Below are 26,045 nucleotides of genomic sequence, written 5' to 3'. Positions count from 1 at the left end.
TAAACTGTAAAAAATTAAAGGAGAGGTTTTCTTATGAATATTTTAGTTACTGCATTTGATCCGTTTGGCGGAGAAAAGGTAAATCCGGCATTAGAAGCGGTTAGACAACTGGACCCTACTATTGGGGCACATACCATTACAACATTAGAAATCCCAACTGTATTTCACAAATCAAAAGATGTGATTCAACATGAATTAGAACATCATCATTACGACGTGGTATTATCGATTGGACAAGCAGGGGGACGTTTTAATATTACACCTGAACGTGTAGGCATTAATATTGATGATGCACGTATTGCGGATAATAAAGGAAATCAACCCATTGATGTTGCCATTCATCCAGATGGTGCACCAGCCTACTTTTCAAATCTTCCTATAAAATCAATGACAGAAGCGATTAAAAAAGCGGGTGTTCCAGCAAGTTTATCGAATACCGCAGGCACATTTGTCTGCAATCATGTACTTTATCAATTAGGCTACCTTGCAGATAAGTTTTATCCTAACTTACGATTTGGCTTTATCCATGTTCCCTTTATTCCAGAACAAGTCATAGATAAACCTAATACACCTTCGCTGTCTTTAGATACGATTACAAAAGGAATTACAGCAGCAATCAATGCGATTTCAGACCTCCCTAATGTTAAAGTAGCTTTAGGAGAAACACATTAGAAAATAAGATAATTAGTGATATATAAGATACAAATTCTATAATTAAAACGATTCTTTTCGTCTACAAAATATATAATTTTGTAGACGTTTTTTATTTTCAAAATAAATATTACCGTGTATTATTAATAAGTGACAAATATAAATTGAAAGAGGTTTTAAATTTGAGAAAGCATCTGCTTTTGTCATTCATGATGTGTGCGTCTCTCCTATTAACTGGATGTACACATGATCATCATCAACACAAAGAGGTGAAAGTATCTCTTGCACGAGAATTTAACCCGAGCCAGTTAGATGCACAAGCGTTTGATGTTCCGATGCCTGTCTACAGTGCAATATACCAACCTCTTGTTACATATGGAGAAAATGGAAAGATTGAGCCTGGTTTGGCTAAATCTTGGAAAGTCTCTAATAACGGAAAAGATTATACGTTTCACTTAAAACACCATATTAAATTTAATGATGGTTCGAACTTTGATGCGAAAGCAGTCAAATTTTCAATTGAACGTGCGAAAGCGACAGATAAAACGAATCCTATGGAAACATTAGATAAACTGAAGTCGGTTACTATTAAAGATAACTATACTGTAGATATTCATTTGAAAATGCCATCAAATCAAGTATTAAATGAATTATCACAAATACGTCCGCTACGTATCATGAGTCCACATGCGGTAAAAGATGGTAAAACCACTGGAAAATTTGAAAAAGCGATTGGTACAGGACCATTCAAAGTAGCAGATTCAACAAATGAGACTGTGACTTTTAAACCGAATCCTTATTATCACAACCATCATCCATTGGATTACGATTTAATTTTTCAAACAATTGAAGATAGCGATTCGAGACATCTTGCAATGGAAAGTCATTCTATTGATATTACAGGGGGTTCACTAGGACATTTGACTCCTCAACAAATCAAGGAGTCATACCGTAATCAAGATTTAAAGGTAAAACAATATCCAAGTACAGAAACACAGTTCATGGCCTTTAATCCAGAGGTCTCATTACTTCAAAATAAAAAGATGCGCGAAGTAATCAGTAAAGCGATTAATACTGATCACTTATCATCAAATAAGCAGCTTAAAGGATTATTCCAAGACGGCGTAGAATTCGTGAATGATACAAATCAACACACCCATTCATATAATCCTACTCAAGCGACACGCTTATTAGAACAATTAGGCTATAAAAAAAATGATCGGGGCTACTTTGAAAAAAATGGACGAGACCTTTCTTTAAAATTAGCGCTACAAACTGATGAATTTCCTGAATGGAAAACAAAAGCAGAAATTATGCAACAAGATTTGAAAAACGTAGGTATTCATTTGGATATTAACGTTTTAGATGCCCAAACGTATTATGAAACACTCACTATCCGAAAAGATTATGATCTTATTTTCTATCGTTCTTATACGAATGCGCTCATGCCATATAACTTTTTAAATGCACGCTTTAAGCAAGACGGAGATAAGCCCGGTATGTTCGCAAACGATGTTCAGCTAACAACAATGCTTAACCGCTTCTCAACCATTACCAATAAGGATGATCAACAACGTGCATTTAATCACATCTCACATCGCATCAATCAACAGTATCTTGAAGTGCCAATTGCTTATCCAAACGAAGTGTTTGTTACAAGTCCTAAAATTAAGCAATTCGAATTCTCAGGACAAACGGATGCACCCATTAATTACGATAAATTGAAGGTATCTCATCATGATTAGTATGATTAAACATTTACTTAAACTTATATTATATTTCATTATTATTTCGTTTATCTTATTTGTGCTACTTGAACATACAACTGGAAATCCAGCGATTCAATATCTACATGAACATGGTGTCGCACAAATCACAGATGAACGAATTAAGATGGCTCAAGATAAACTTGGATTAAGCCAAGCATTGCCTATTCGTTATTTACAATGGTTAGGCCATGCATTTACAGGCGATTTAGGCACGAGCTTTAGTAACGGCGAGCCTGTCACTGACCGTATTGCTAAAGCCGTTGCTCCTACCTTGAAACTTATTTTTATCTCAGCCATCATCTTATTTCCACTTGGCTATATTATTGGCTATCTCTGTGGGAATTATCCTAAGAAAAAGTGGTCTATATTCATATTACGTGCGTCTCAAGTGGTGACATCACTACCAGAATATTGGTTAGCCATTATTTTTATTTACTATTTCGGTGTGAAATGGCATCTTCTACCATTTGTTGGAAGTTATAGCTTTGAATACTTTATTCTACCTATCGCTATTTTAGTCTTAGTTGAAGGGAGTCATATGGTTTTACTCAGCAGTCATCTATTTGAACGTACACTTCGTAATGAAGCATACCAACTTGCCTCATTACGTCAGTTTAAATTAAAAGATCGTATTTACGTACAAGTTAAAGACATCTTAGCGCCATTACTTACGATTACAATTAATAATTTTATTCGTTTATTCAGTCGAGTCATTATTTTAGAAGTCATTTTTAGTATTTCAGGGTTAGGAAAATTGCTTATTATTAGTATTAATCTTCGGGATTATCCACTCATTCTAGGTATTCTAATGATGATGATTACAATCATTATGATATTGAATTTCCTGGGTGATATTTTACTAGAAAAAAGTGACCCTCGTTTGAATATGTCGAAAACGTTAGGAGGGCGAGTAACGTATGAAGATTAAACATTTCATATGGCCTATTGCAATAATCATTTTAGCTGTACTCGCTTATGCCCTATATGATAAAGCAAATCAAATTCATCAATCTCAAGCATTACGTCCCCCAAGTTTACATCATTTACTTGGTACGGATGATTTGGGTAGAGATTTTCTAACACGACTATTTGTAGGTAGCTTGATTACACTTGGTCTTACTGCATTCATTATGATAGGGACAATCGTGCTTGGACTGATCATTGGTCTTATTTCAGCTATAGTAGGTAAATGGTTAGATTCTATCATTATGGCACTTGCAGATATGTTAATCGCTTTACCAGCTATCATTATCGCGCTTGTCGTCCTTGGTTTTATTAATAATTCTGTAGTAGGATTATGTCTTGCACTCATCATCGGCTGGCTCGGTCGCTATTTGCGGTATTTCAGAAATTTAGCACGTGACACGATGACACAACCGTTCGTTAAATTTGCGCCACTTAGTGGGATGTCGAAGTTCCAAGTTACAATACATCACATTGTGCCACATCTCATCAGTGACATTATGGCACTTGTTACTGCAGATTTTGGTAAGTTAATGTTAAGTATTTCCGGTCTCGCCTTTATTGGTTTAGGAGTAAAACCCCCTATTCCTGAATTAGGCGCCATTTTACATGACGGTAAAAGTTATTTCTATTCTGCGCCCTGGTTATTTATCTTTCCAGGTGTCTTATTAGGAGGGTTCGCACTCATATGTCAAATACTCAATCGTCGTCACCTACATTAGATACAGTCCTTTATATCAATGATGTATCTGTTTATCACAAACATGAACCATTACTTAAACAGATACATTTAAAGATTGAAAAAGGAAGCTTTCATTGTTTAATTGGAGAAAGTGGGAGTGGTAAATCTTTACTTACACGTACTGTACTGAATATGAAAGAAGATGATTTAACCTATCGTGGTGAGATTCATCTCGATTTAACACAAACGGATGCAATGTTCCAAGATGCGAATCGCAATTTTTTCCAAAATGTTCGTATCAACCGCCACTTTGATGCATTGTTTGACTCTATGTCATCTTCATTAACACGTGATCAGCAAAAAGCATTTGTATTACGTCAATTTAAACATCTCGGATTGGACCAACCTGAATCCATTTATTATCAGTATCCTTTTGAATTGAGTGGTGGTATGGCACAACGAGTTGCACTTGTCATGGCTATTGTAAGAGAAGCACAGTTTTTAATTGCAGATGAACCGACTAGTGCGCTAGATCAACACAATCGTCATAGTTTAATGGCTCTACTGCATCATGTAGTGACAGAACATGATATGACAGTGCTATTTGTAACTCATGATTTAAACTTAGTCTTAAACTATGCAACACATATCAGTGTCATGCTAAACGGAAACATTGTAGAAACAGGGCGTGCTTCTGATATTTTACGTGATCCTCAGCATGCTTACACGAAGCAATTGATTGAACTAGCTAATAGGAGATATCAATATGTTACAGATTAAACAGTTAAATAAAGCTTTTTCTAATAAACAGATATTTAAAAATTTTAATTATACATTAGAGACACACGATCATTTATTGATAAGTGGCGTAAGTGGAAGCGGAAAGTCTACTTTGGCTCAAATTATTGCAGGATTAGATTCAAATTATCAAGGTACACTCATATATAACGATTTAGAACTTGGCCATATTTCACAACACAAATGGATGAAACATATCCAATATGTGCCTCAATATCATTCGAGTACACTTGATCCAAATAAAACAGTTCATTGGATATTAAAACAACCTTTAATTCATTTTCATTATCCTAAAGCTATACATGAGGACAGAATAAAAGAAGTCATGTCGCAATGTAAGTTAGAATCACAATTACTTGGTAAAAAAGTGAGTACTTTAAGTGGTGGCCAATTCCAAAGGCTATGGATAGCAAAAGCTTTGCTTGTAGAACCAGATGTCTTGATTTTAGATGAAGCAACAACAAATTTAGATATGGTGAACGAAGATATCATCTTACAAATGTTAAGAGAATTTCAACATTTACAGTTAATTATCATTACACATGATTCATATTTATTGAAAGCTTTACCTGGTAAACATTTAAATATTGGTTAATTCAAAATAAAGAGTGGGACAACGAGTTTTGTCTCACTCTTTTCATAAATAGTTCAAATATTTTATAAAGTAAGTTGTAGGTTGAAATCAGAGTATGTTATGTTCAAGTTGCAGTATACGTAGTTCAAATAAAAACATTAGAGGTGATACAACCATGACTCAACAAGGTATTACAGAAACACGTATGCATTCAGATTCAAATCTTGACTCTCATTATCATAAAAAAGATGAACATTATCCTAAAGGGAATCGCTTCTTAAATGTTCTTATTTTTATAGGATGGATGTTACTTGCTCAGATTCCTATTGTTCTTATTTTATTTATTACTAATTTTTCTGCAAAAATGGATGTTACAAGTGGAACACTAGCAACATTATTATTTATGCTGTTAGCCGCTGTCGTTATTTGGCTGGTTAGACGTTATTATCAACGGCATACATATGAGCCAATTAAACCGTTTAAACGCAAAGATATTATGATTAATATCGGATGGGCACTATTACTTCGCGTTATTGTCATTGGAATGAGTTTTCTAATGATGGCAATAACAGGTCAAGCACAGACAGAAAATGATAAGGCATTACTGGGTAACTTTCAAGGCGCGAAACCTTCTCCCGATCAACTTGGACAAGCGTTTCCTGTCATAGTATTTGCACTCACCCTTACGTTTGTAGCTCCCTATTTAGAAGAATTAATTTATCGAGGTATCTTTAAAGAAACGCTATTTAAACGTAGCAGTTTCTGGTTACCATTTATTTTATCCTCACTTATTTTTGCTTCCCAACATGGTATTTCAAATTGGGTTGCGGTCTTAATGTATATCATAATGGGGATGGTGTTCTATCTCGCTTATCATCGTCGTCATAACGTTAGAGATAGTATGATGGTTCATATGATTCATAATGGTGTAACGGGTATTGTGATTATTGTGAGTTACTTTATCGCAATGTTTAGCTAAAAAAGGATACCTGTTAAATGAAGTCGACAACTATTTCGCCAAAAAAGGAGTGGAACGGAATTCATTTTGAATTCGTCGGTCCACTCCTTTTTTAATTCATTCGATCAATCTATATCAATATGATTTGAATCCTCATTAAATGTTTCAGTTTTAATATTTTTATCTTCCAAGAAATTGGCAATATCTTGTTTTTCTTGATCATTTACAATGTCTTGATCTTTATTCACTTGCTCAATATCATTAAAAATAGATGTATCATCATCCGATTTTAATGAGATTTCTAAACTTTTTTGCTCTATGCGATTGGCTGTTGAAATATAACGACTTATTTTATCAGTATAGATCACATAATCATTATTTGGCATCTGATTATTTTGAATGTATTGTGCAAAATTTGTATCATTCTCATTCTCTAATTGAACAAGCTTTTTTAATTTGTTCGCTTCTGTGTTGGATAACTTTTGATTGGAATATAATTTCATTTTATATGTATTCATCGTATCATTGATTTTTTTATCAATGTTACTATACGTTTTAATATCTTTTTTAATCGTTTTTTCAGAAATCTGTACATGTCGTACTGATGTTTTTTCAAAAACATGATCCGGTATCTTTGTATCTGGTTCTAGACTGATATCTTGATCATCAGAATTCTTATTTTCTTCTGTTGAATGTTCTTCTTGTGTATTTGCTTTGTCCGAAGGGTCACTATCCTCTTTAGACAATCGATGACATCCCACTAAGCCAATAGATAATATGAGAATAAGTGTTACTATCACTATCTTTTTCATAACTTTTCTCCTTAACTACGTTTATTTATCTTTACTTTAAGTATAGAACAATTACAACTACTTTTGAATGCGTTATAAGTTGCTACCTTTATATGGCGTACGGCACATTAACAGAACAATAATCACCACGATATAGCCTATCGTAGAGACGATAGATGTTTCAAAACCAAACTGTCCTCCTGTAAGCACCATATTTTTAAAACGTAAAACATATTGAAAGACGTTATAGTCAGTTTCTTTTGTAGTGATATAAACGATTTGAAAGACATTCCAAAAGAAATGCAAGGTGATACTCGCCCAAATGGTGTTAAATCGATACGTTGCTATACCAAACATCATACCAACTAAAGTGCCACTAACTAACAATAAAAAGAAACTTGTCACATTTAGAGCACCATTCAATAAATGAATGACGCCAAAGAACAGTGAAGTAACGATGATTGCTATTCGAATGTTTGTTTTCTTTTCAATATAGCCCATTAAAAGACCTCGACACACCATTTCCTCGACAATAGCACCAGCTGCAGCTTGCATAAAAATAATGTAACTCAAGTCGTGTATCGTCTTACTGATTGAATTAAAATGATGTACCTTAAAATCTCCCGGTATAAAAATAAAATAAATCGCATATATTACGCACGGTAATGCAATCCCTAAAATCAAATAAATCGGATGAAATACAGGTTTTGTCATTCGATATGAAGATAGAGTTTCTTTAAATACATGAGTAATTATCCATCTTACGACGAGAAATGTAAGTAAAATATAAGTGATACTCGATAAAATCGTTCCGATTCCATAAAATGGTATAATTATATCAAATAATAGCGAGATTATTTGAGAAATTCCCATAATGATTATCGCTAAAAGAAACATACCAATAATTTTTATTATTTTCATTGTTATTCTCCAATATAAGTGATGTATATAAATTTATCATAGCATAGAAAAAAGAGTAAGATTGAATTGACAATGAATTCATTTTCCTACTCTCTTAATATTAAAAATCAATTTCTTTTTGCTATTTTAGATATATATGTAGAAGCTTTATTTTTGTCGTAAATCGTTAAACCAGTAATATCTTTTACATTTTTAGATGGTACAAGCAAGCTTACGATATAACCTAAAATAAAAGCAACTAAAAATGAAATAATTGATACGTAAAATGGTGAGTTTCCTCCACCTATTCCATGAAGTAAATAAGCGATAATTACTCCTGCAAATAGTCCGACAATGACACCAAATGTATTTGCACGTCTTGTGAATATCCCAACTGCAAATATTCCAGCTAACGGCACACCAAATAATCCAGTAATAAGTAAGAATAAATCCCATAAATTATTAGAATCTGCTGCAATTAAATACATCGAAATACCATAGCTTAATAAACCTGCTATCACAATAATTAATCGAGCAAATTTCACTTCTGATTTATCATCCTTTTTTCCAAAGAAGCGATGTTTAATATCTTCAGAAGTACATGCTGAAATTGAATTTAAACTTGATGAAATTGTTGATTGTGCTGCAGCGAATATTGCTGCAATAAGTAATCCACCAATAAATGGGGGCATTTCAGTCAAAATAAAATATGGAACAATTGATGATGTATTAAAACCTTTAGGCAATGTTTCTTGATGCTGATAAAATGAATACATCATCGTACCCATGCCATAGAAAATAGGCGCTGAAATTAGTGCTAAGACACCATTTGTCCATAATGATTTTTTGGTTTCTTCCATAGATTCTGATGCTTGATAACGTTGTACTACATCTTGGCTCGCTGTATATTGATGTAAATTATTAAAAATATTTCCCAGGAAAATAATTGGGATCGCCGCTGCTGCTGAGTTAAGTTTCCAATTATCTGCGCTAAGAATTTTTTTATTCGCAATAGCATCATGTACAATTGTGCCAAATCCACCTTTTATTTCAAAAGCACCGATGATAATGATAAGCAGTGCTCCACCAAGTAAAATGACACCTTGGATAAAATCACTCCAAACGACTCCTTCGAATCCACCTAAAAATGTATATAAAATACATAAAATACCTACTAAACTTGCTACAATGTATGGATTAATATCAGATACAGCAGTTATTGCTAAAGTTGGTAAATAAATAACGATTGCAATACGTCCTAAGTGAAAAATAATAAATAATAATGATCCAATTAAACGTATACTTGGTCCAAATCGTGCTTCTAAATACTCATAAGCTGAAGTTACATGTAATTTTTTAAAGAATGGAACATAAAAAGCAATTAATATTGGAATGATTGCTACAATTGCAATATTTCCTGCTATATAGGCCCAATCAGTTAAAAAAGCTTTTTCAGGTGTAGACATAAACGTAATTGCACTTAATGTAGTCGCATAAATAGAAAAACCAATTGCCCACGATGGTAAACGTCCGCTTGCTTTAAAGAAACTATCAGTATCTTGGCTTGCACGTTTAGTAAAATAGGCACCTACTAATAACATTGCCACAAGATAGACGATAACTGCTATCCAATTCCATAACCCAAATCCTATATGTTGCATAAGGAACACCCCTTGTTTATATTCTGTCGTTTAAATTGTGTCGTAATTACAAGTTATAAGTTTCAATTAATTGATTTAATTCTTTACGATTTGCTTCATTAAATGGTGAAAATGGACGTTTAGGTACTCCACCATCGATGCCTCGTGTTTTTAATATTTCTTTTAAAGTAGGGTAAATACCCATGCTTAAAACTGTTTCAATAATATTATTAGTATCATGTTGAATTTTATAAGCTTCTTCAACTTTACCTTCACGAGCTAAATCATAAATTTGACGTGCACGACGGCCATTCACATTATATGTAGAACCAATTGCACCATCTACTCCAGAAATAACTGCTTGAACTAACATTTCATCAAATCCAGACAAAATCAACTTATCTGGAAATGCTTTTCTAATTCTTTCAAGTAAGAAGAAATTTGGCGCAGTATATTTTACTCCTACAATTTTTTCATTATCAAACAATTCTTCAAATTGGTTGATACTAATATTTACACCAGTCAAATCCGGAATGGCATAAATTATCATTTTATTTTGCGTTGCTTCAATAATATCGAAGTAATATTGCTTAATCTCTTCAAAAGAAAACGGATAATAGAATGGTGTTACTGCTGATAATGCATCATATCCTAAATTTGTGGCATACTTTCCAAGTTCAATGGCCTCATTTAGATCTAGTGAACCTACTTGAGCAATTAATTTCACATCATTTCCAACCGCTTCTTTTACAACTTTAAAGATTTGTTTCTTTTGTTCTTTACTAATTAAGAAATTTTCTCCAGAACTTCCATTTACATATAAACCGTCTAATTGTTCAACTTCTATTGCATTCTTTGCGATTTGTTTTAATCCTTCTTCTTTAACTTGACCATTTTCATCAAATGGGACAAGTAATGCTGCATATAATCCTTTTAATTGTTCTTCCATTCGAAATCCTCCAATATATAATCTGAATTTTTTATAATTTTATTATTAATTCAACAGCAATATATTCTATTTATATTTCGAATTGTAAACGCTATCATATTTTTATACAATACTATATGAAAAATATTAACAAATAATTCTAAATTTAATGAAAATAATTTTCAAATTAAAACTAGAGGACTAAAAATGATTTATAGTAGTTATAAAGAAAACTAAGGAGGTTTTTTATATGTATAAAATTGCAGTTGATATCGGGGGCACTAATATAAAACTTGCAGTAATTAACAATGAATTAAACATTATTGATTATAAAACCATTGCTACTCCAGACAATATTCACATTTTAATAACGAACGAAATATACTTAATCATTGATGCATTTATAAAAAAATATCAGCTTAAAAATCCTCACATTGGTATCTCAAGTGCTGGCGTTGTAGATTCAACTCGTGGAGAAATTGTTTACACTGGACCAACTATTCAAAATTTTGATGGTACAAATTTTTTAAATGTTTTCAAGGAATTGTCCTCAAATATAACTGTTTACAACGATGTAGATGCAGCATTACTTGGGGAGCTTTCTTTGCATAATTATGAAGAAAATAACATCTTTTGTCTTACTTTAGGAACAGGAATTGGCGGTGCATTTTATAATAAATCTATTGGAATCTATCAAGGTGCACGTCATCGAGCAAATGAAATTGGTTATTTGCTTTATCGTTCTTCCGATGACAAAACATTTGAACAAAGAGCTTCAACTTCAGCGCTAAAAGATTTAATGCTATTACATCACTTTAAGTATGACACTAACGTACCAAAATTATTTGAATTAGCTGAAGAAAATGACACTGTAGCAATCAATATTTTAGAAGAGTGGAGCCATTCAGTAGCTGAAGGTATCGCTCAATTACAAATTATCTATGATCCTGAACTTATCTTGATTGGTGGAGGTATCTCTTCTCAAAAAGATACACTATTAAAATATATTAAGCCTAAAATTCATTATTACCTTCCGCCTCATTATGGAATAGCACGTCTTCAGACGACTCGAAGCGGTAATAATGCAGCTTTGTACGGTGCAATACAATAGTAGTTATAAACATGGAGGACTACGCATTCTAGTCCTCTTATTTATTTGCTCCCATGGTTTAGCACAACTTGACGTGTTTGTTGATAGAGTTTATGCATGTAAGGATCTCCAAGAAGAATGTAACTCACAAGATCTAATAAAAAGTGAGTTGCAATTTGTGAATTAATAAATCTTGTATCATTATTATTGGACTGCGCAGACGTAATCAGCACTAAATCTGCATTTTTAGTAATTGTGCTTCCTTCAAAATTAGTAATTACAACAACATAAGCGCCTTGATTTCGTGCTATTTTAGCCGCATCGATAAGCTCACTTGTTTCCCCACTATTTGAAATTGCTACAAACATATCATTCGATGATAATAATGACGCAGAAATCTTCATTTGATGAGCATCTGTGGATACTAAACCTTTTATCCCCATACGCATGGCACGATAATAAAATTCACTTGTTGTTAAACCTGAACTCCCTAAACCTGCGAAATTCACCTGTCTACATGTTTTTAAATTATGTGCTAAGCGTTTAATTTTTTCCTCAGAAATAAACTCTCCAGTTTGTTGAATGATATTTTGATGATAACGATGTATAAGTTGTACTAATGGTGCATTTTCTACAGATTTCTCTGATTTTTCATGTTGCAAACTAAACTTCATATCTTGAAAATTATCGTAATTTAATTTGTTACTGAAACGCGTTATTGTAGCTGGCGATGTTTCAATTGCATAAGCCAATGAATTAATTGTTGAGAAACTATCATCAAGTGGATGCTTTTGTATATATTCTATAATTCGTTTATCTGTTTTTGTTAATAAATGACGACAACGCTGAACTCTATTTTCAAATTTCATTTTACAATCATCCTCTTTACTCAATTAAATAACTTATGTCTAATTTATTATAAATGAAAATATTTTTCAATTTATAATTTTAAATTGATAATAATTTTCTTAATGTTATGATATGAGTAAATCAATTCAACAGTATTGTATAAATAACCACAAACTCGATATATTCTATTTATAAATATAAATGTTACGGAGTGAATGATATGTTACCACAAGGATTAATCGTTTCTTGCCAAGCTTTACCTGAAGAACCTTTACATTCTTCGTTCATTATGTCAAAAATGGCTTTAGCTGCTTATCAAGGCGGTGCAGTAGGTATACGTGCTAACTCTATAGAAGATATTGTAGCTATTCGCAAGGAAATCAATTTACCAGTTATCGGAATTGTTAAACGAGATTACACTAACTCAAGTGTATTTATAACTGCAACTTCAAAAGAGGTAAATGAACTCATTGAAAGCGGTTGTGAAGTCATTGCTTTAGATGCTACTAAACAAAAACGTCCAAAAGAACCTCTTGAAGAACTTGTGAAATATATTAGAGAAAAAGCGCCTGATATTGAAATTATGGCTGATATCTCAACGATTGAAGAAGCTATTTATGCAGATCAATTAGGTTTTGACTATATTGGAACCACTCTAAGAGGGTATACATCTTATACAAAGGGTCATATATTATATGAAAATGATTTTGAATTTTTAAAAGAAGTACTTAATCAAGTAAACACAAAAGTCATTGCAGAGGGTAATGTCATCACACCTGACATGTATAAAAAAGTGAACGAACTTGGTGTTCATTGTACAGTAGTTGGTGGTGCGATTACACGACCTAAACAAATTACCGAACGATTTGTTGAAGCAGTAAAAAATCATTCATAAACATATGGAGGCGTTTAGATGATGAAATTGATCAATTTAAAAAACAAATCTATCGCAAGTGATTATGTGGCAGTTGAGTTGTTAAAGTTAGTACAAAGTACGCCGACAGCTACTCTTGGATTAGCGACAGGTAATACGATGACAGAGATCTATCCACGATTATCTGAATTATTAACGGCAAATCGTGTGAATTTAAATGATATTAAAACATTTAACTTAGATGAGTATGTGGGTCTTAATTCATCACACCCTCAAAGCTACTACACATATATGCATGAGCTGTTATTTAATCATAACGAATGGAATGAAAATCATATCTACATTCCAAGAGGAGACGCACCTGATCTTGAAGACGAAGCACATGCTTATGAACAGCGTCTATCCTCTATAGGAGAACCCGATATTCAATTATTAGGTATTGGAGAAAATGGTCATATCGGTTTCAACGAACCAGGTACATCTTTTGATAGTCAAACACGAGTTGTAGATTTAACTGATTCTACGATTAAAGCAAATAGTATTCATTTTGATACGATTGATGATGTTCCAAAACAAGCCATTTCTATGGGATTACAATCTATTATGCGCGCAAAACGTATCATTTTATTAGCTTTTGGAGAACGTAAACAAGAAGCTATTGATCGTTTAGTGAATGGTTCAAAAACTGAAACATTACCTGCCTCTATTTTACAAACGCATCCGAATGTAGATATTATCATTGATGATGTCATATTTAATTATTTAAACCACTAAAAAGGACAGAACGTTCGAGTTCTGTCCCTTTTAATATGTTAACTTTACTTCCTATGGATGTTTAAATAATTTTAAAAGCAATGAAATAATAATACAAACTATCGCAATAATTGCGAAAGTAATTAAGAAAATTAAATCCGTTTGAGTGAATTTCACACTGATATCTGACCAACTTTTAAAAGAACTATTATAAAGCGCATTGACCACCACAACTGCTAATAAAGCAATGACCGATAACCATCCTAAAGTAGTAAAGAAATTTTTTGCACTTGGAAATCTCAAATCATTTTGCATTATCTATCCCTCCTTTACTTCAACTTCATATATTATGTAGATTTACTATGTATATACACTAAACTTCATATATATAAACCTAAAAAGATAAAGAGATACTAAATTATTCATTTTTCACTATACGGGGAGTCTTAAAAATGATGAATGGTACCTGATTTAATTGTTGTATCCACTTGTATATGGTCGTCAACAATTACGATATCTGCATCTTTTCCTATGCTTAAGCTTCCTTTTTGCTTATCTATATTAAGCGCAATGGCTTGATTTAAACTTGCCACTCGCCATAAGTGGTCTAAACTATCATGCGTAAATTGAATTAAATTATGCAGTCCTTCATTCATTTTTAAAATACTGCCTGCAAGTGCGCCATTTTCTAAACGTGCTTCTTTCCCTTTAACAATCACATTTTGTCCACCTAAATCATACTCACCATCTTTCATACCTTTGGCACGCATGGCATCTGTAATTAAATACATGTGAGTATATCCTTTTTGCTTATATGCAATATCTACAGCAGCAGGATGTGAATGAATACCATCACCAATAATTTCAGTGTTTAAACTTTGATTGGTCCAAGCGGCACCAAATACACCTGGATTACGATGCTCAAAAGGTGTTGCAGCGTTGTAAAGATGCGTTACATGTTTCGCACCTCGTTCTACCGCTTCATTTGCTTCTTCAAATGTGGCGACAGTATGTCCCATTGAAAAAATAATCTCATCACGCAATTCATTTAACGTGTCATGAGCGCCTTCGACTTCTGGCGCAAAAGTAATGATTTTAATTAATCCTTTCGCTACCTCTTGAAAATGTCGAATTTTATCAACAGTGGGACGTTGTACATATTTAGGATTTTGAGCACCCACTTTATGTTCAGAAATAAATGGTCCTTCTAAATGTACACCACTGATTTCAGCTGCTTCACCTAACGTTTGATTTTCATAACATGCGACAATATTTTTTAATGCTTTTTCAATATTCTCATCAGATTGCGTCATCGTTGTTGCTAAAAATGTTGTTGTCCCTTCAGACAATAATTGTTTAGCTAAATGATTTAAGCCGTCATACGATGCATCCATCGCATCTTCTCCATAGCCACCATGAATATGAATATCGATAAAACCTGGTAACACATGCTTTCCTGCTACATCTATTTGATTTAAATGACCTTTATAATCACCTTTTTGAATATCACTAATTTTGCCATTTTCTACGACAAGATACCCTTTTTCAATAACTTGTGCTTCCGTATAAATTCTTCCATTTGTAATGACATATTGAGACATGATACCCCTTCTTTTCTATAAAATTTCTTATCATTTCAAAGATATTATATCATTTCATATTGTCATCATTAGGCAATTTCTTCTTTTGGAAAAAATTTTCAAATTTAATGTTAACTTTCTTTAAAGTAATTTATAAACGATTAAAATGAATTTTGAAAATACTCATAATTATATGTATAATCAAAACAACTAATTTATAAAGGGATGACTTAATTGATTCATGAATGACAAACGTAAAAGAAATAACAGACTGGTTTATATCATTTCAGTGTCTATTATTATTATTATCACTGCAATTGCTGGTATATTTCCTAAGACATTTGGTACACACGCTCAAACGATGTACGATTTTATTTCAAATACTTTTGGTTGGCTTTTCTTACTTATTATATTTATTTTAGATATTTTTCTAATTTCTTTAGCTACTTCTAGATATGGTCGGTTCAAATTAGGAGACGATAATGAAGAACCTGAATTTTCTTTCATGTCATGGATTGGCATGTTATTTTCTGCTGGCTTAGGTGTTGGTATTGTCTTTTGGGGAGTTGCAGAACCACTGACACACTATCTTCATTCTCCTTTCCCAGGAAAAGTGCCAGATCAATCACCAGAATCTGCACGTCTTGCTATGGGTTATACCTTTTTTCATTGGGGAATCTCACAATGGTCTATTTTTGCAATGGCTGGGCTTATCGTCGCATACTTTCAATTCCGTAAAAAACGAAATGGTTTAATTTCTACTGCTATGGAACCTGTCTTCGGTGAAGCCTATAAACGTCCTTTTCGAAATATCATTGATATCTTAGCAATTATTGCTACCGTAATGGGGATAGCAACATCAATTGGACTGGGTATTATGCAAATTAGTGGTGGGTTAAATCATGTCTTGCAGGTACCAAATAACAATATCACTAAAATTTCGATTACAGTATTAATGATGATTATTTTCATTGGATCTGGTATTACAGGTCTAGGACGAGGCGTAAAATGGCTGAGTAACCTTAATATTATATTAGGCGCTTTATTACTTGTTTTCATGCTTATCTTCGGGGATTTAAAATTTATCTTTGAATCTTACACACTTGCTATCGGAGACTACATAAGACACTTTGTCGAATATAGTTTACGTATTGATCCGTATACAAATAACAATGCTTGGATTCAACAATGGACTGTCTTCTATTGGGCATGGGTTATTTCTTGGTCACCATTTATTGGAGGTTTCGTTGCACGTGTATCACGCGGTCGCACCATTCGAGAATTTATTATGTGTGTGCTTATAGTACCTCCACTCATTTCATTCGTTTGGATTTGTGGCTTCGGTGGTATGGCTGTCAAATTTGCTATGGGTGGCGATAAAATTGCTAGTCTTGTAGATAAAGATTATACGGTTGCTTTATTTGAATTATTATCAAAATTTCCATTATCTGATATTACAAGCGGTCTTGCCATTTTGTTAATCTTTTTATTCATTGTCACAAGTGCTGACTCAACAACGCATATTGTTGCTGGAATGGCAACAGGAGGTAGTGAGAATCCAAAAATAAAACATAAAGTCATTTGGGGTTTATTAATTGGTGCGATTTCAGTCGCAATGACCATTGCAGGTGGACTCACAAGTCTACAAACAGCCTCTGTTGTAACTGGCTTACCATTTTCAATTATTTTACTTTTGATGACTATTTCAATTATGCGTGCCTTACGACGAGAACATACAAAACATTTCCAAATGTCATATGTTAAGGATGATAAAGATTACTCTATTCCACTCGAAAAACGCGAAAAGGATAGTAAAACTCTAAATAATGATCATTCGGAAAAATCATAAACATAAATTTATATGTATTTAATTGACTCATTACTATGTAGTATGAAACTCTAATAACAAAAATAAAAACGTTCTCCCTATTTTTTAGTGAGAACGTTTCTTTTATCTATATATCATTACCCATCTATTTCAAATCCCATATCTTCAATCATTTGGTAATCAAGTTCATTAGGCTGTCCGCCTGTCACTAAGTAATCGCCTACAAAGATAGAGTTAGCCGCTTGAAGTGCAGTTGCTTGAAGTGAACGTAAATTGACTTCACGACCACCCGCAATTCGAATTTCTTTTGTGGGATTAATCAGTCTAAACAGAGCTAAGATACGTAAACACTTTGTTGGAGATAATAAGTCTAACCCACCAAACTTGGTACCTTTAATCGGATGTAAGAAATTTACTGGAATACTGTCTGCATCAATCTCTTTCAACGCAAATGCCATATCGATAATATCTTCATCTGTTTCTCCCATTCCACAAATCACGCCAGAACAAGGTGAAATGTGATGTGCTTTCATCACTTCAACTGTATTCACACGGTCTTCATATGTATGTGTTGTCACAACTTCCTCGTGATAACGTTCACTTGTATTTAAATTATGATTATACCGATCGACACCAGCTTCTTTTAACTGTGTTGCTTGTTCATCATCAACCAAACCTAAACACGCACAAATTTTAAGTTGTGGATGAATAGCTTTAATATCTTCTACCGTATCACAAATATGATTTACTTCTTTATTCGAAGGACCACGTCCACTCATTACAATACAATACGTCCCAATTTTATGGTCTGTCGCGACTTGTGCCCCTGCTTTAATTTGTTCTTGATCTACCAAAGCATAACGCTGTTTTTCTTTCATTTTGACAGATTGCCCACAGTAACCACAATCTTCTGGACAAATGCCACTTTTCGCGTTGAGAATCATATTAAGTTTTACTTTTTTACCATAGTAATGCTTTCTTACTATATAGGCTTCATTTAATAATTCAAACGTATCAATCGTCTCGTCTTGAAATAGACTTAGACACTCTTCTTTAGTTAACGCTTCTCCATTCAATACACGTTCTGCTAGATTTAATGTCATGATGTTTGTCACTCCTATCTTTTAAAATACACTAATAAAACTCATAATTGTAAACTTTATATAATTATAAGTTTACATTATTCCTTGATTAAATCAAAGGATGTTTTAAAATGAAATGGTCTATGAATATAACCTCAGACAACCCGAAGTGTAACTTGTAACCATTAGATATTTGAATAACTCATAAAAAAACTTGAGCCTACATATGTAAAATACATATATTAGGCTCAAGCGATTTAATATAACTATTTATTTTGTAATACGTGTACCAATTTTACCTTCTAACGCATCATCTAAACCTGATAAAGAAGTAATCAACACACTACCTTTGGGATTCTTTTCAATAAATTGAAGAGCTGCTTCTACTTTTGGCAACATACTGCCTTTCGCAAATTGATTATCGGCAATATATCCTTTCATATCATCGACTGTGACGTCACCTAGTCCTTTTTGATTGTCTTTTCCGTAATTAATATAAACATAATCAACGGCTGTTAAAATAATTAATTGATCCGATTGTAAATGCGCTGCAAGTAATGCACTTGTCTTATCTTTATCAATGACTGCATCGACCCCTTGATAACGACCACTTTGTTCCTTAACAACTGGGATACCGCCACCACCAGCTGCAATCACAAGCGTGCCATGTTTAATGAGTGTTTCAATACTATCAAGTTCAACAATATTAATGGGTTGAGGAGAAGGCACAACGCGACGATATCCACGTCCTGCATCCTCCATAAATGCATATTCTTTTTCTTGTTTCATTTTATCTGCTTTTTCTTTTGTATAAAATAAGCCAATAGGTTTCGTTGGATGTTGAAACGCTGGATCATCGTTTGCTACTTCGACTTGTGTCACAAGTGTCACGACTTCTTTATTAATCCCTAGTGCATGTAATTCATTAAGTAAGCTTTCTTGCATCTGATAACCTATATACGCCTGACTCATTGCGCCACATTCAGGGAATGGGAAAGGCGGGCCTTGTTCATGTTCCGCTGCATAATTTAACCCTAAATTAATACTTCCCACTTGTGGTCCATTCCCATGACTAATGACCACTTCATATCCTTTGTTGATTAAACCGACTAATGATTGAGCTGTTCCTTTTACAAGCTCTAATTGTTCTTTCGGTGATTCTCCTAAAGCATTACCACCTAATGCGACCACGATTTTAGACATCCATAGGTCCCCCTTTTTCTCTATTCGCCTAAAGTTGCCACCATTACTGCTTTAATCGTATGTGCTCTGTTTTCGGCTTCTTGAAAGACAACAGAACGATCACTTTCGAAAACCTCATCTGTGACTTCCATTTCATTCAAACCATATTTTTCTTTAATTTGTTTACCAATTTCTGTTTCTGTATTATGGAAAGCAGGTAAACAGTGTTCAAAAATGGTATGTGGATTGCCTGTTTTTTCTATTAATTCTTTTGTTACACGATAAGGTTCTAATAATTTAATACGTTCTTCCCAAATATCATCGGGCTCACCCATCGACACCCACACATCTGTAGCAATCACATCCGATCCTTTCACCCCTTGGTCAATATTGTCAGTCACTAAAATAGTACCGCCATTTTTATCAGCCAATGACTGGCATGTTTCTAGTAACTCATCTTTAGGTCTTAACTCTTTCGGACACACAAGATGAAAAGTCATCCCCATAATCGCTGCGCCTTGCATCAATGCATTTGCCATATTATTACGTCCATCACCAATATATGTGAAATGAATGTCTTCATAAGGTTTTTTTAATACTTCTTTTGCAGTTAAAAAATCAGCAAGCACTTGTGTTGGATGATCTTCATTCGTTAAACCATTCCAAACCGGCACACCCGCATATTCTGCAATTTCTTCAATAGTACGTTGAGAAAATCCGCGATATTCGATACCGTCATACATACCACCTAAAACACGAGCCGTATCTTTAGCCGTTTCTTTCACTCCCATTTGTGTACCTGTCGGCCCAAGATACGTCACATGAGCACCTTGATCATAAGCGGCTGTTTCAAACGCACAACGTGTGCGTGTAGAATTTTTTTCGAAAATTAAAGCAATAGTTTTACCTTTAAGTTTTTGTTGTTCAATACCAGCATATTTTGCACGTTTTAAATCTTCAGAGAGATTAAGTAAGAATTCCATTTCTTTTTTTGAAAAGTCAAGTAATGTTAAAAAATTTCTATTTCTTAAATTTTGCATCTTGATCCACTCCTTTGTCAGAGATTTAACATTTAAAACCCAATACATATAATGTGTATTGATAGTACAATATGTGTAACTTTTTATTATATTATTACATAAAAAATATAAGATAGAAATTCAAAACATATAACAAAAAAACTTCTTTGCCATATTTTGACAAAGAAGTCACTCATATTTATGCTGTTTTAACTTTTCTTTTTGCTTCACGATCTATCATATCTTGTTTTGTAACAATTGGATATTTTTTGAATGCAAGAGAACCAAGGAAGCCTGCTAAACCACCTACAATGGCCATTACAACACCATAGATAATCACTTTCATTGGACTATTAAAGCCAAACATCACTAAGAATCCTGCAATTGGTGTTGCTGTCCCTGTTGCATCATTGATCATACCAGATAAAGCGATAATTAAACCTGCAGCAGCTCCTCCAAAGAAGTTTGTCACATACACTGGTATCGGATTAGCAGAGACAATATCAGCTTGAGATAACGGTTCAATACTTACTGAAATTGTTGATTTACGATCGCCTAATTTTAAACGATGGAAAAGCGTACCATTCATAAATGCCGAACTAAATGCAGCCATAGCACCAATGGCCATTGGCACGCCAGTTAAACCAAGTAATGCGGTTAAAGCCATTGAACTTAACGGTGCTGTACCTACAACGGTAATAATGCCTCCAAGAATAATCCCCATTATAATTGGATTTGTGTCCGTACTACTTTTAATAATGTCACCAATTTTTAGTAATGTATTATTCACTACTGGCGTTAAACCCGTCGCAATTAAACGTGCAAGTGGTGCAAGAAGAACGATTGAACCAATAAGATCTACACCATCTGGAACATATTTTTCTGTATATTTCATAAGATAACCTACAATATACCCAGCAAAGAACCCTGGAAGTAAGTCTAAACCACCACAAGCAGCTCCAATAACTAATGCATACACAGGTGAAACACCAATAGCTAAGGCCGTTAACCCAGCAGCAGCGACACCACCAAGACCTCCCGCAGCGTCACCTAGTTGTTCTAAAAATTTAATACCAAATACTTCTCCACCTACATATTTGTTAAAAGCTTCTACTAAAAATGTCGCAATAGCTGCGTTGGCTAAAGCTCCCATTGCACGCATACCACTAGGTGCTTTATATGTAAATAACGTAAAAATCACTAAGACTAAAACTAAAAACAACGTACCAATTAATAAATCCATAATCTACTGTCATCCCCTTATATTTAATTTAGATGTGAGGTATGGCTTCAAATCGAACAATATCTCACTACTTACTTTCTTCCTTAGTAGACAGTTTACTAAAAAACGAAATATATTTCACGGAATTTTTTAATTTTTTAAATTAAATTGAAAATTCCGTTTATTTTTTACTTAATTACTTCAAAATATATCTATCTTATACATTATGAAATGATCGACAAAATGATATAAATATACAAATGAAATAATCTGATAAAGTAAATGTAAACAAAATATCAGATTTAATTAACCTAGAATATATGTTATGTTAATGTATATAACAACATATTCACTAGGGGTGCGATTGATTGCTGAGAGAAAGTACTTACTTTCAACCCTTAAACCTGTTGGTTAGTACCATCGTAGGAAAGTGACTTACATATTACTTGACGTCTTTCAGTATTCACTTTTTTGCGTAGAAAATTGAGTTATTGGAGGATTTTTTTATGGAGAAATTAAGAGTTGGTTTAGAATGGTTTTTAAATCCTGATCACATGCCATTAATTTTAGGTATAGAAAAAGGATGGTTTAAGGAACAAAATTTAGAGATTGAGATGATTGAACCTGAAGAACATTTTGATGCTTTAGATGAAATCGAAAAAGGTACAATGGATATCGCAATTACAGAACCTATCCATTTAGTAGAAGATAAAGCATCCAACCAAAATGTTGTAGGCTTCGCAAGATTCTTACATACCAATGGCGGTATAATGTATAAAAAAGATAAAGGTATTAAAACACCAAAAGATTTAATTGGCAAACGTCTCCAGTACCCAGGAGCTCCAGGTCTTGGTGGTATTGCTATTGCAAAAACCATGATTGAAGCTGATGGCGCTCAATATACAGATGGTGATATTATACCAGTAAATAATAGTTTTTATCATACTGATGCATTGTTAAATGATAAAGCAGATGCAGCAACACTTATCTTTGAAAACTTTGAAATTTTAGAAGCAAAAAGTAAAGGATTAAATGTCGATTATTTCGCATTAAAAGATTACAATGTTCCTGACTTTTGCCAATTAATTTTTATCACTACCCCTGATAAGTTACACTCTGAAGAAGAAAAAATCAAAACATTTATTAAAGTTATACAAAAAGCAATTCAATATATTAAAACTAACCTTGAAGAAGCAATTAATATCTATTCTTCATATACGAATACAGACGTAAGTGAAGATTTAAACAAATCCACAATACAAGCCACAGCAAAATGTTTCACTAACGATTTATCAATGAGTTCTGACTTTTACAATGATTTACAATTATGGTTAAAAGAAACAGGTAAAATTAAAAAAACAATCGAACCTAAAGAATATTTCACAAATCAATTACTATTTAGTAGATATGCTAACTAAACTCAAGTTTATATTCAGAGTCTCTACAATTTTTAAATTGTAAGAGACTCTTTTACTTCTAAAATATTGCCATTCTCTTCAATATCTAAATATATTTCTTCATTTTTAGCATTGCCGCTACCTAGAACTGAACTACTTCATTTTTCCTTAATTGAGAAAGAACATGTAAGCTGTAGCACCAGTAACGCCACCAGATATGCCGTCAATAACAGCATCAGTAGCTGTACCTAAAGTACATTTATACCAATTTGTTTTGTCGTCTTACCATCTGATAGTGTTAAGATTTCATTATCATTTATTTTACCAGTAATATTACTATCGGTAATAGATAAATGTAGAACACTTTTATTTTTTTGAGTTAAGTTACTAATACCATCTTGTTTGTCAGCTGCATGAATTTGATCAGCATTAGATACTACTATTGGAGCTACAACAGACTCTGTTACAATAGATACACTTAACAATACTTTTGATAACATATATTGCTTCATACCTAAAATGCTCCTTTTTAATTATTCATAAATTCATATTATCAAAATGTTACATATATTAATTAAAAGATTCTCAAATGTATCAACATAGTTCTCAACTTCTATAGGAGCAAATATTGCTGGACCAATAGGAGCGGGATTAGATTTAGTAGTCGGTACAGGCATATTACTCTTGTCTGAATAGAAATTTTTCAGAGGTAAATCTGCTACTGATATTGTTAAGGATAAATCTAATGAAAAAGTGAGCGTTATAAGAAATTCTAATGTGTGGAAGAGTCTCAAAAATTTAATGTCTGATAACATAATTCTGATAGCATAATAATGTAAAACATTTTGGGACATCTATCAGTTCAATATTTTCATAAAGGTGGCTAAATAAATTGGAAGAATCATTAAATCGTTTAAGAAAACCAGCAATACAAGTAGTAAATATATTCTCATTATTGTTTATATTTTTCTCATATATACAATATCAATTTGATCTTACACTTGAAAGAACACCTAATTATCTAATCATTACTACAGGTTTTGCATTAGTTATTAATTTGCTTGGACTATTCCAATTTTTTGAAAAGAAAATTGATAATCCCATAAATAAAGCGAAGCGATATTTAATAGTAAATATATTAAGTCTCTATGTCTCGTATCTAACTTTTTATAATTTATATTTTTTTGTAGCCGCTGAACATCAATATTATTTGGATAAATATTGGTATATCGGTTTTATAACATTACTTGTTTGTACAACTATGCATATATTAAGTGTATTACTAATGAGATTCTCTCCCAAGTGGTTAAAATATGATAAAAGAATCGTCATTATCATTTTGAAGGCTATTGCTTCGTTGATATATATACAAAAAATTATAGAATATATAACAATTCCAAACATAGCCGATTCCAATTTTGTATTTTTAATATCAATATTGTATATTTTTGCCTGCAATTTTTTAGTAACTATTTATTATTTACTGTATGGTCGCGTGTACACAGAGACAAAAAAGACAAAAACCAAATAAAAAACAATAACAAGAAAGTAATAATGAAAATAGACGTATTGATAAGGTCTCATATAGCAAAATGGAATTTTCTATTCATCCATATTATTGGAAAGAGGCGATGAAAAAAATTCAAGCGTTTTTTATTTCAAATGATATTTATACAATGGTATAAATTTAACAAAAAAGAGCTTTCTCCATGAATTATTTTTTTAATTTTTTTAAAAAGTATAAATGAACATTGTATATCACTACTGCACTTATTAGCATAATTATTATATAAAGTATCGTACCTAAAATATCATGCTGTTTTATAAAACTTAATTTTTTTAACACTACGGCTACGATAAAGATTATTATACAGTTAAGTTAATTACATGAAAGGTTGTATTAATGGTTACTTTTTTATTGTTCTTCATTAAAAAAACTCCTATTTCTCAAATAAGTGATTAGAATAATAAAGTAAAATCGTTAGTTGTTATTTGATTAATCTTATTTGTATTAGCTATATTAAGAAGAATATTCTCATTTTGTATCTTTATTCTGTTAATAAAATAAACAACAAATGTCCTAAAATAACTAAGATAATAGTCATTAAAATAATACTGATTGTTGATATTATTTTTATTGTTCTTCTACTAAAGTCAGTATTAGTATAAATCGAAAAATAGAACATTACCAAGTATCCAACGAACATGCCATACATAGATAATAAAAAATTCCATTCAATATCCATGTATCCTCCACGCATTAAAGCATACGTTCCTATAATTATAAAAAATAAAATAAGTTGGTATATAAAAGTTATCATTTATCTATTAGCCCCCTACATTTATGTTAACTATAAACAGAGGATTAAACGTTGATTTGATACGTTTTCATTTATTTTCATTCTTTAGTATATTGTATATTTATGCCGTTAGTAAAATAAACAGCAAATATCCTAAAACGACCGCAATTATAACAATTTTATTAACACTGCCCATATTACCCTACTCTATTGAA

The 26,045-nt window shown here is 32.6% G+C and carries 26 protein-coding genes, 1 pseudogene and 1 riboswitch; of the genes and pseudogenes, 14 read left to right on the top strand and 13 right to left on the bottom strand.

Annotation, left to right across the window (positions count from 1 at the left end; all coding sequences use genetic code 11):
* The first annotated feature begins 33 nt into the window (after positions 1 to 33).
* The 7 genes from pcp (at position 34) to HMPREF2881_RS02495 (ending at position 6,416) form a co-directional block, all read left to right on the top strand.
* Positions 34 to 672, top strand: a complete 639-nt coding sequence (gene pcp, locus HMPREF2881_RS02525) for a pyroglutamyl-peptidase I (protein WP_002488280.1) — start codon at positions 34 to 36, stop codon at positions 670 to 672.
* A gap of 161 nt (positions 673 to 833) precedes the next feature.
* Positions 834 to 2,396: a nickel ABC transporter substrate-binding protein gene (locus HMPREF2881_RS02520; protein WP_037555798.1), complete on the top strand. Its 1,563-nt coding sequence runs from the start codon at positions 834 to 836 to the stop codon at positions 2,394 to 2,396.
* Entirely contained in the window at positions 2,389 to 3,348 is a 960-nt protein-coding gene (locus HMPREF2881_RS02515) for an ABC transporter permease (protein WP_002449445.1), read from the top strand. The genes HMPREF2881_RS02520 and HMPREF2881_RS02515 overlap by 8 nt, the downstream gene beginning before the upstream one ends.
* Positions 3,338 to 4,105 carry an ABC transporter permease gene (locus HMPREF2881_RS02510; RefSeq protein WP_002449346.1) on the top strand — a complete coding sequence of 256 codons (768 nt, stop codon included), beginning with the start codon at positions 3,338 to 3,340 and terminating at the stop codon, positions 4,103 to 4,105. Before HMPREF2881_RS02515 ends, HMPREF2881_RS02510 begins: the two co-directional genes overlap by 11 nt.
* On the top strand, positions 4,072 to 4,845 hold the full coding sequence (locus HMPREF2881_RS02505; RefSeq protein ID WP_002449331.1) for an ATP-binding cassette domain-containing protein: 774 nt from the start codon (positions 4,072 to 4,074) through the stop codon (positions 4,843 to 4,845). Before HMPREF2881_RS02510 ends, HMPREF2881_RS02505 begins: the two co-directional genes overlap by 34 nt.
* Positions 4,832 to 5,458, top strand: coding sequence for an ATP-binding cassette domain-containing protein (locus tag HMPREF2881_RS02500; RefSeq protein WP_002449241.1), 627 nt, complete (start codon positions 4,832 to 4,834; stop codon positions 5,456 to 5,458). Before HMPREF2881_RS02505 ends, HMPREF2881_RS02500 begins: the two co-directional genes overlap by 14 nt.
* A gap of 154 nt (positions 5,459 to 5,612) precedes the next feature.
* A complete protein-coding gene (locus HMPREF2881_RS02495; protein ID WP_002449357.1) occupies positions 5,613 to 6,416 on the top strand; it encodes a CPBP family intramembrane glutamic endopeptidase in 804 nt (267 codons plus the stop codon).
* A gap of 104 nt (positions 6,417 to 6,520) precedes the next feature.
* Here the strand turns inward: HMPREF2881_RS02495 and HMPREF2881_RS02490 are convergent, their stop codons facing one another.
* The 4 genes from HMPREF2881_RS02490 to HMPREF2881_RS02475 form a co-directional block, all read right to left on the bottom strand.
* Positions 6,521 to 7,207 carry an NDxxF motif lipoprotein gene (locus HMPREF2881_RS02490; protein WP_002488241.1) on the bottom strand — a complete coding sequence of 229 codons (687 nt, stop codon included), beginning with the start codon at positions 7,205 to 7,207 and terminating at the stop codon, positions 6,521 to 6,523.
* Between the two features lie 72 nt (positions 7,208 to 7,279).
* The gene (locus HMPREF2881_RS02485; protein ID WP_002454703.1) at positions 7,280 to 8,107 is read right to left on the bottom strand and encodes a CPBP family intramembrane glutamic endopeptidase; all 828 of its coding nucleotides are present in this window, start codon (positions 8,105 to 8,107) and stop codon (positions 7,280 to 7,282) included.
* 107 nt (positions 8,108 to 8,214) lie between these two features.
* Positions 8,215 to 9,747 carry a sodium:solute symporter family protein gene (locus HMPREF2881_RS02480; protein ID WP_002454702.1) on the bottom strand — a complete coding sequence of 511 codons (1,533 nt, stop codon included), beginning with the start codon at positions 9,745 to 9,747 and terminating at the stop codon, positions 8,215 to 8,217.
* A 46-nt stretch (positions 9,748 to 9,793) separates the two neighbouring features.
* Positions 9,794 to 10,675 (bottom strand): N-acetylneuraminate lyase, encoded by an 882-nt coding sequence (locus HMPREF2881_RS02475; RefSeq protein ID WP_002449422.1) that lies wholly within the window; start codon positions 10,673 to 10,675, stop codon positions 9,794 to 9,796.
* Positions 10,676 to 10,904: 229 nt separating this feature from the next.
* Here HMPREF2881_RS02475 and HMPREF2881_RS02470 point away from each other — a divergent pair, with 229 nt between their 5' ends.
* The gene (locus tag HMPREF2881_RS02470) at positions 10,905 to 11,765 is read left to right on the top strand and encodes an ROK family protein (RefSeq protein WP_002454701.1); all 861 of its coding nucleotides are present in this window, start codon (positions 10,905 to 10,907) and stop codon (positions 11,763 to 11,765) included.
* 41 nt (positions 11,766 to 11,806) lie between these two features.
* Here the strand turns inward: HMPREF2881_RS02470 and HMPREF2881_RS02465 are convergent, their stop codons facing one another.
* On the bottom strand, positions 11,807 to 12,613 hold the full coding sequence (locus HMPREF2881_RS02465) for a MurR/RpiR family transcriptional regulator (RefSeq protein ID WP_002488296.1): 807 nt from the start codon (positions 12,611 to 12,613) through the stop codon (positions 11,807 to 11,809).
* Positions 12,614 to 12,813: 200 nt separating this feature from the next.
* Here HMPREF2881_RS02465 and HMPREF2881_RS02460 point away from each other — a divergent pair, with 200 nt between their 5' ends.
* Together HMPREF2881_RS02460 and nagB are read left to right on the top strand one after the other, a co-directional pair.
* Positions 12,814 to 13,488 (top strand): N-acetylmannosamine-6-phosphate 2-epimerase, encoded by a 675-nt coding sequence (locus tag HMPREF2881_RS02460; RefSeq protein ID WP_002454699.1) that lies wholly within the window; start codon positions 12,814 to 12,816, stop codon positions 13,486 to 13,488.
* 21 nt (positions 13,489 to 13,509) lie between these two features.
* The gene (gene nagB / locus HMPREF2881_RS02455; RefSeq protein ID WP_002454698.1) at positions 13,510 to 14,241 is read left to right on the top strand and encodes a glucosamine-6-phosphate deaminase; all 732 of its coding nucleotides are present in this window, start codon (positions 13,510 to 13,512) and stop codon (positions 14,239 to 14,241) included.
* A 51-nt stretch (positions 14,242 to 14,292) separates the two neighbouring features.
* Here the strand turns inward: nagB and HMPREF2881_RS02450 are convergent, their stop codons facing one another.
* Positions 14,293 to 14,535, bottom strand: coding sequence for a hypothetical protein (locus tag HMPREF2881_RS02450; RefSeq protein ID WP_002449323.1), 243 nt, complete (start codon positions 14,533 to 14,535; stop codon positions 14,293 to 14,295).
* A gap of 131 nt (positions 14,536 to 14,666) precedes the next feature.
* Entirely contained in the window at positions 14,667 to 15,821 is a 1,155-nt protein-coding gene (gene nagA, locus HMPREF2881_RS02445) for an N-acetylglucosamine-6-phosphate deacetylase (protein ID WP_002449216.1), read from the bottom strand.
* A 220-nt stretch (positions 15,822 to 16,041) separates the two neighbouring features.
* Between nagA and HMPREF2881_RS02440 the strand changes: the two genes are divergently transcribed.
* Positions 16,042 to 17,649 carry a BCCT family transporter gene (locus HMPREF2881_RS02440; RefSeq protein WP_002454696.1) on the top strand — a complete coding sequence of 536 codons (1,608 nt, stop codon included), beginning with the start codon at positions 16,042 to 16,044 and terminating at the stop codon, positions 17,647 to 17,649.
* Between the two features lie 116 nt (positions 17,650 to 17,765).
* Here the strand turns inward: HMPREF2881_RS02440 and bioB are convergent, their stop codons facing one another.
* From bioB to HMPREF2881_RS02420, 4 genes are all read right to left on the bottom strand, one after another.
* Positions 17,766 to 18,731: a biotin synthase BioB gene (gene bioB, locus HMPREF2881_RS02435; RefSeq protein ID WP_002454695.1), complete on the bottom strand. Its 966-nt coding sequence runs from the start codon at positions 18,729 to 18,731 to the stop codon at positions 17,766 to 17,768.
* A 249-nt stretch (positions 18,732 to 18,980) separates the two neighbouring features.
* A complete protein-coding gene (gene arcC, locus HMPREF2881_RS02430; RefSeq protein ID WP_002454694.1) occupies positions 18,981 to 19,913 on the bottom strand; it encodes a carbamate kinase in 933 nt (310 codons plus the stop codon).
* A gap of 20 nt (positions 19,914 to 19,933) precedes the next feature.
* Positions 19,934 to 20,932, bottom strand: a complete 999-nt coding sequence (argF, locus tag HMPREF2881_RS02425) for an ornithine carbamoyltransferase (protein WP_002454693.1) — start codon at positions 20,930 to 20,932, stop codon at positions 19,934 to 19,936.
* 178 nt (positions 20,933 to 21,110) lie between these two features.
* On the bottom strand, positions 21,111 to 22,112 hold the full coding sequence (locus HMPREF2881_RS02420; protein ID WP_227945085.1) for a PTS sugar transporter subunit IIC: 1,002 nt from the start codon (positions 22,110 to 22,112) through the stop codon (positions 21,111 to 21,113).
* Between HMPREF2881_RS02420 and HMPREF2881_RS12000 the strand changes: the two are divergent.
* Positions 22,072 to 22,155 (top strand): annotated as a pseudogene (locus HMPREF2881_RS12000) (hypothetical protein); the annotation flags it as partial. The gene HMPREF2881_RS02420 and the pseudogene HMPREF2881_RS12000 overlap by 41 nt on opposite strands.
* A gap of 322 nt (positions 22,156 to 22,477) precedes the next feature.
* Positions 22,478 to 22,579, top strand: a riboswitch (TPP riboswitch).
* 60 nt (positions 22,580 to 22,639) lie between these two features.
* Positions 22,640 to 23,551 carry an ABC transporter substrate-binding protein gene (locus tag HMPREF2881_RS02415; protein WP_002454691.1) on the top strand — a complete coding sequence of 304 codons (912 nt, stop codon included), beginning with the start codon at positions 22,640 to 22,642 and terminating at the stop codon, positions 23,549 to 23,551.
* Positions 23,552 to 23,778: 227 nt separating this feature from the next.
* Here the strand turns inward: HMPREF2881_RS02415 and HMPREF2881_RS02410 are convergent, their stop codons facing one another.
* On the bottom strand, positions 23,779 to 24,042 hold the full coding sequence (locus HMPREF2881_RS02410; protein ID WP_002449319.1) for a hypothetical protein: 264 nt from the start codon (positions 24,040 to 24,042) through the stop codon (positions 23,779 to 23,781).
* A gap of 380 nt (positions 24,043 to 24,422) precedes the next feature.
* Here HMPREF2881_RS02410 and HMPREF2881_RS02405 point away from each other — a divergent pair, with 380 nt between their 5' ends.
* On the top strand, positions 24,423 to 25,061 hold the full coding sequence (locus HMPREF2881_RS02405; RefSeq protein ID WP_002454689.1) for a DUF5079 family protein: 639 nt from the start codon (positions 24,423 to 24,425) through the stop codon (positions 25,059 to 25,061).
* Between the two features lie 517 nt (positions 25,062 to 25,578).
* Here the strand turns inward: HMPREF2881_RS02405 and HMPREF2881_RS02400 are convergent.
* Positions 25,579 to 25,851, bottom strand: a complete 273-nt coding sequence (locus tag HMPREF2881_RS02400; protein WP_002454688.1) for a hypothetical protein — start codon at positions 25,849 to 25,851, stop codon at positions 25,579 to 25,581.
* Positions 25,852 to 26,045 lie beyond the last annotated feature (194 nt).

Origin of the sequence: Staphylococcus sp. HMSC057A08 (assembly GCF_001812925.1) — a bacterium.
GTDB classification, from domain to species: Bacteria; Bacillota; Bacilli; order Staphylococcales; family Staphylococcaceae; genus Staphylococcus; species Staphylococcus hominis.
The sequence above is the reverse complement of the archived record's forward strand: the minus strand, read 5'-3'. Positions and strand labels throughout refer to the sequence as shown.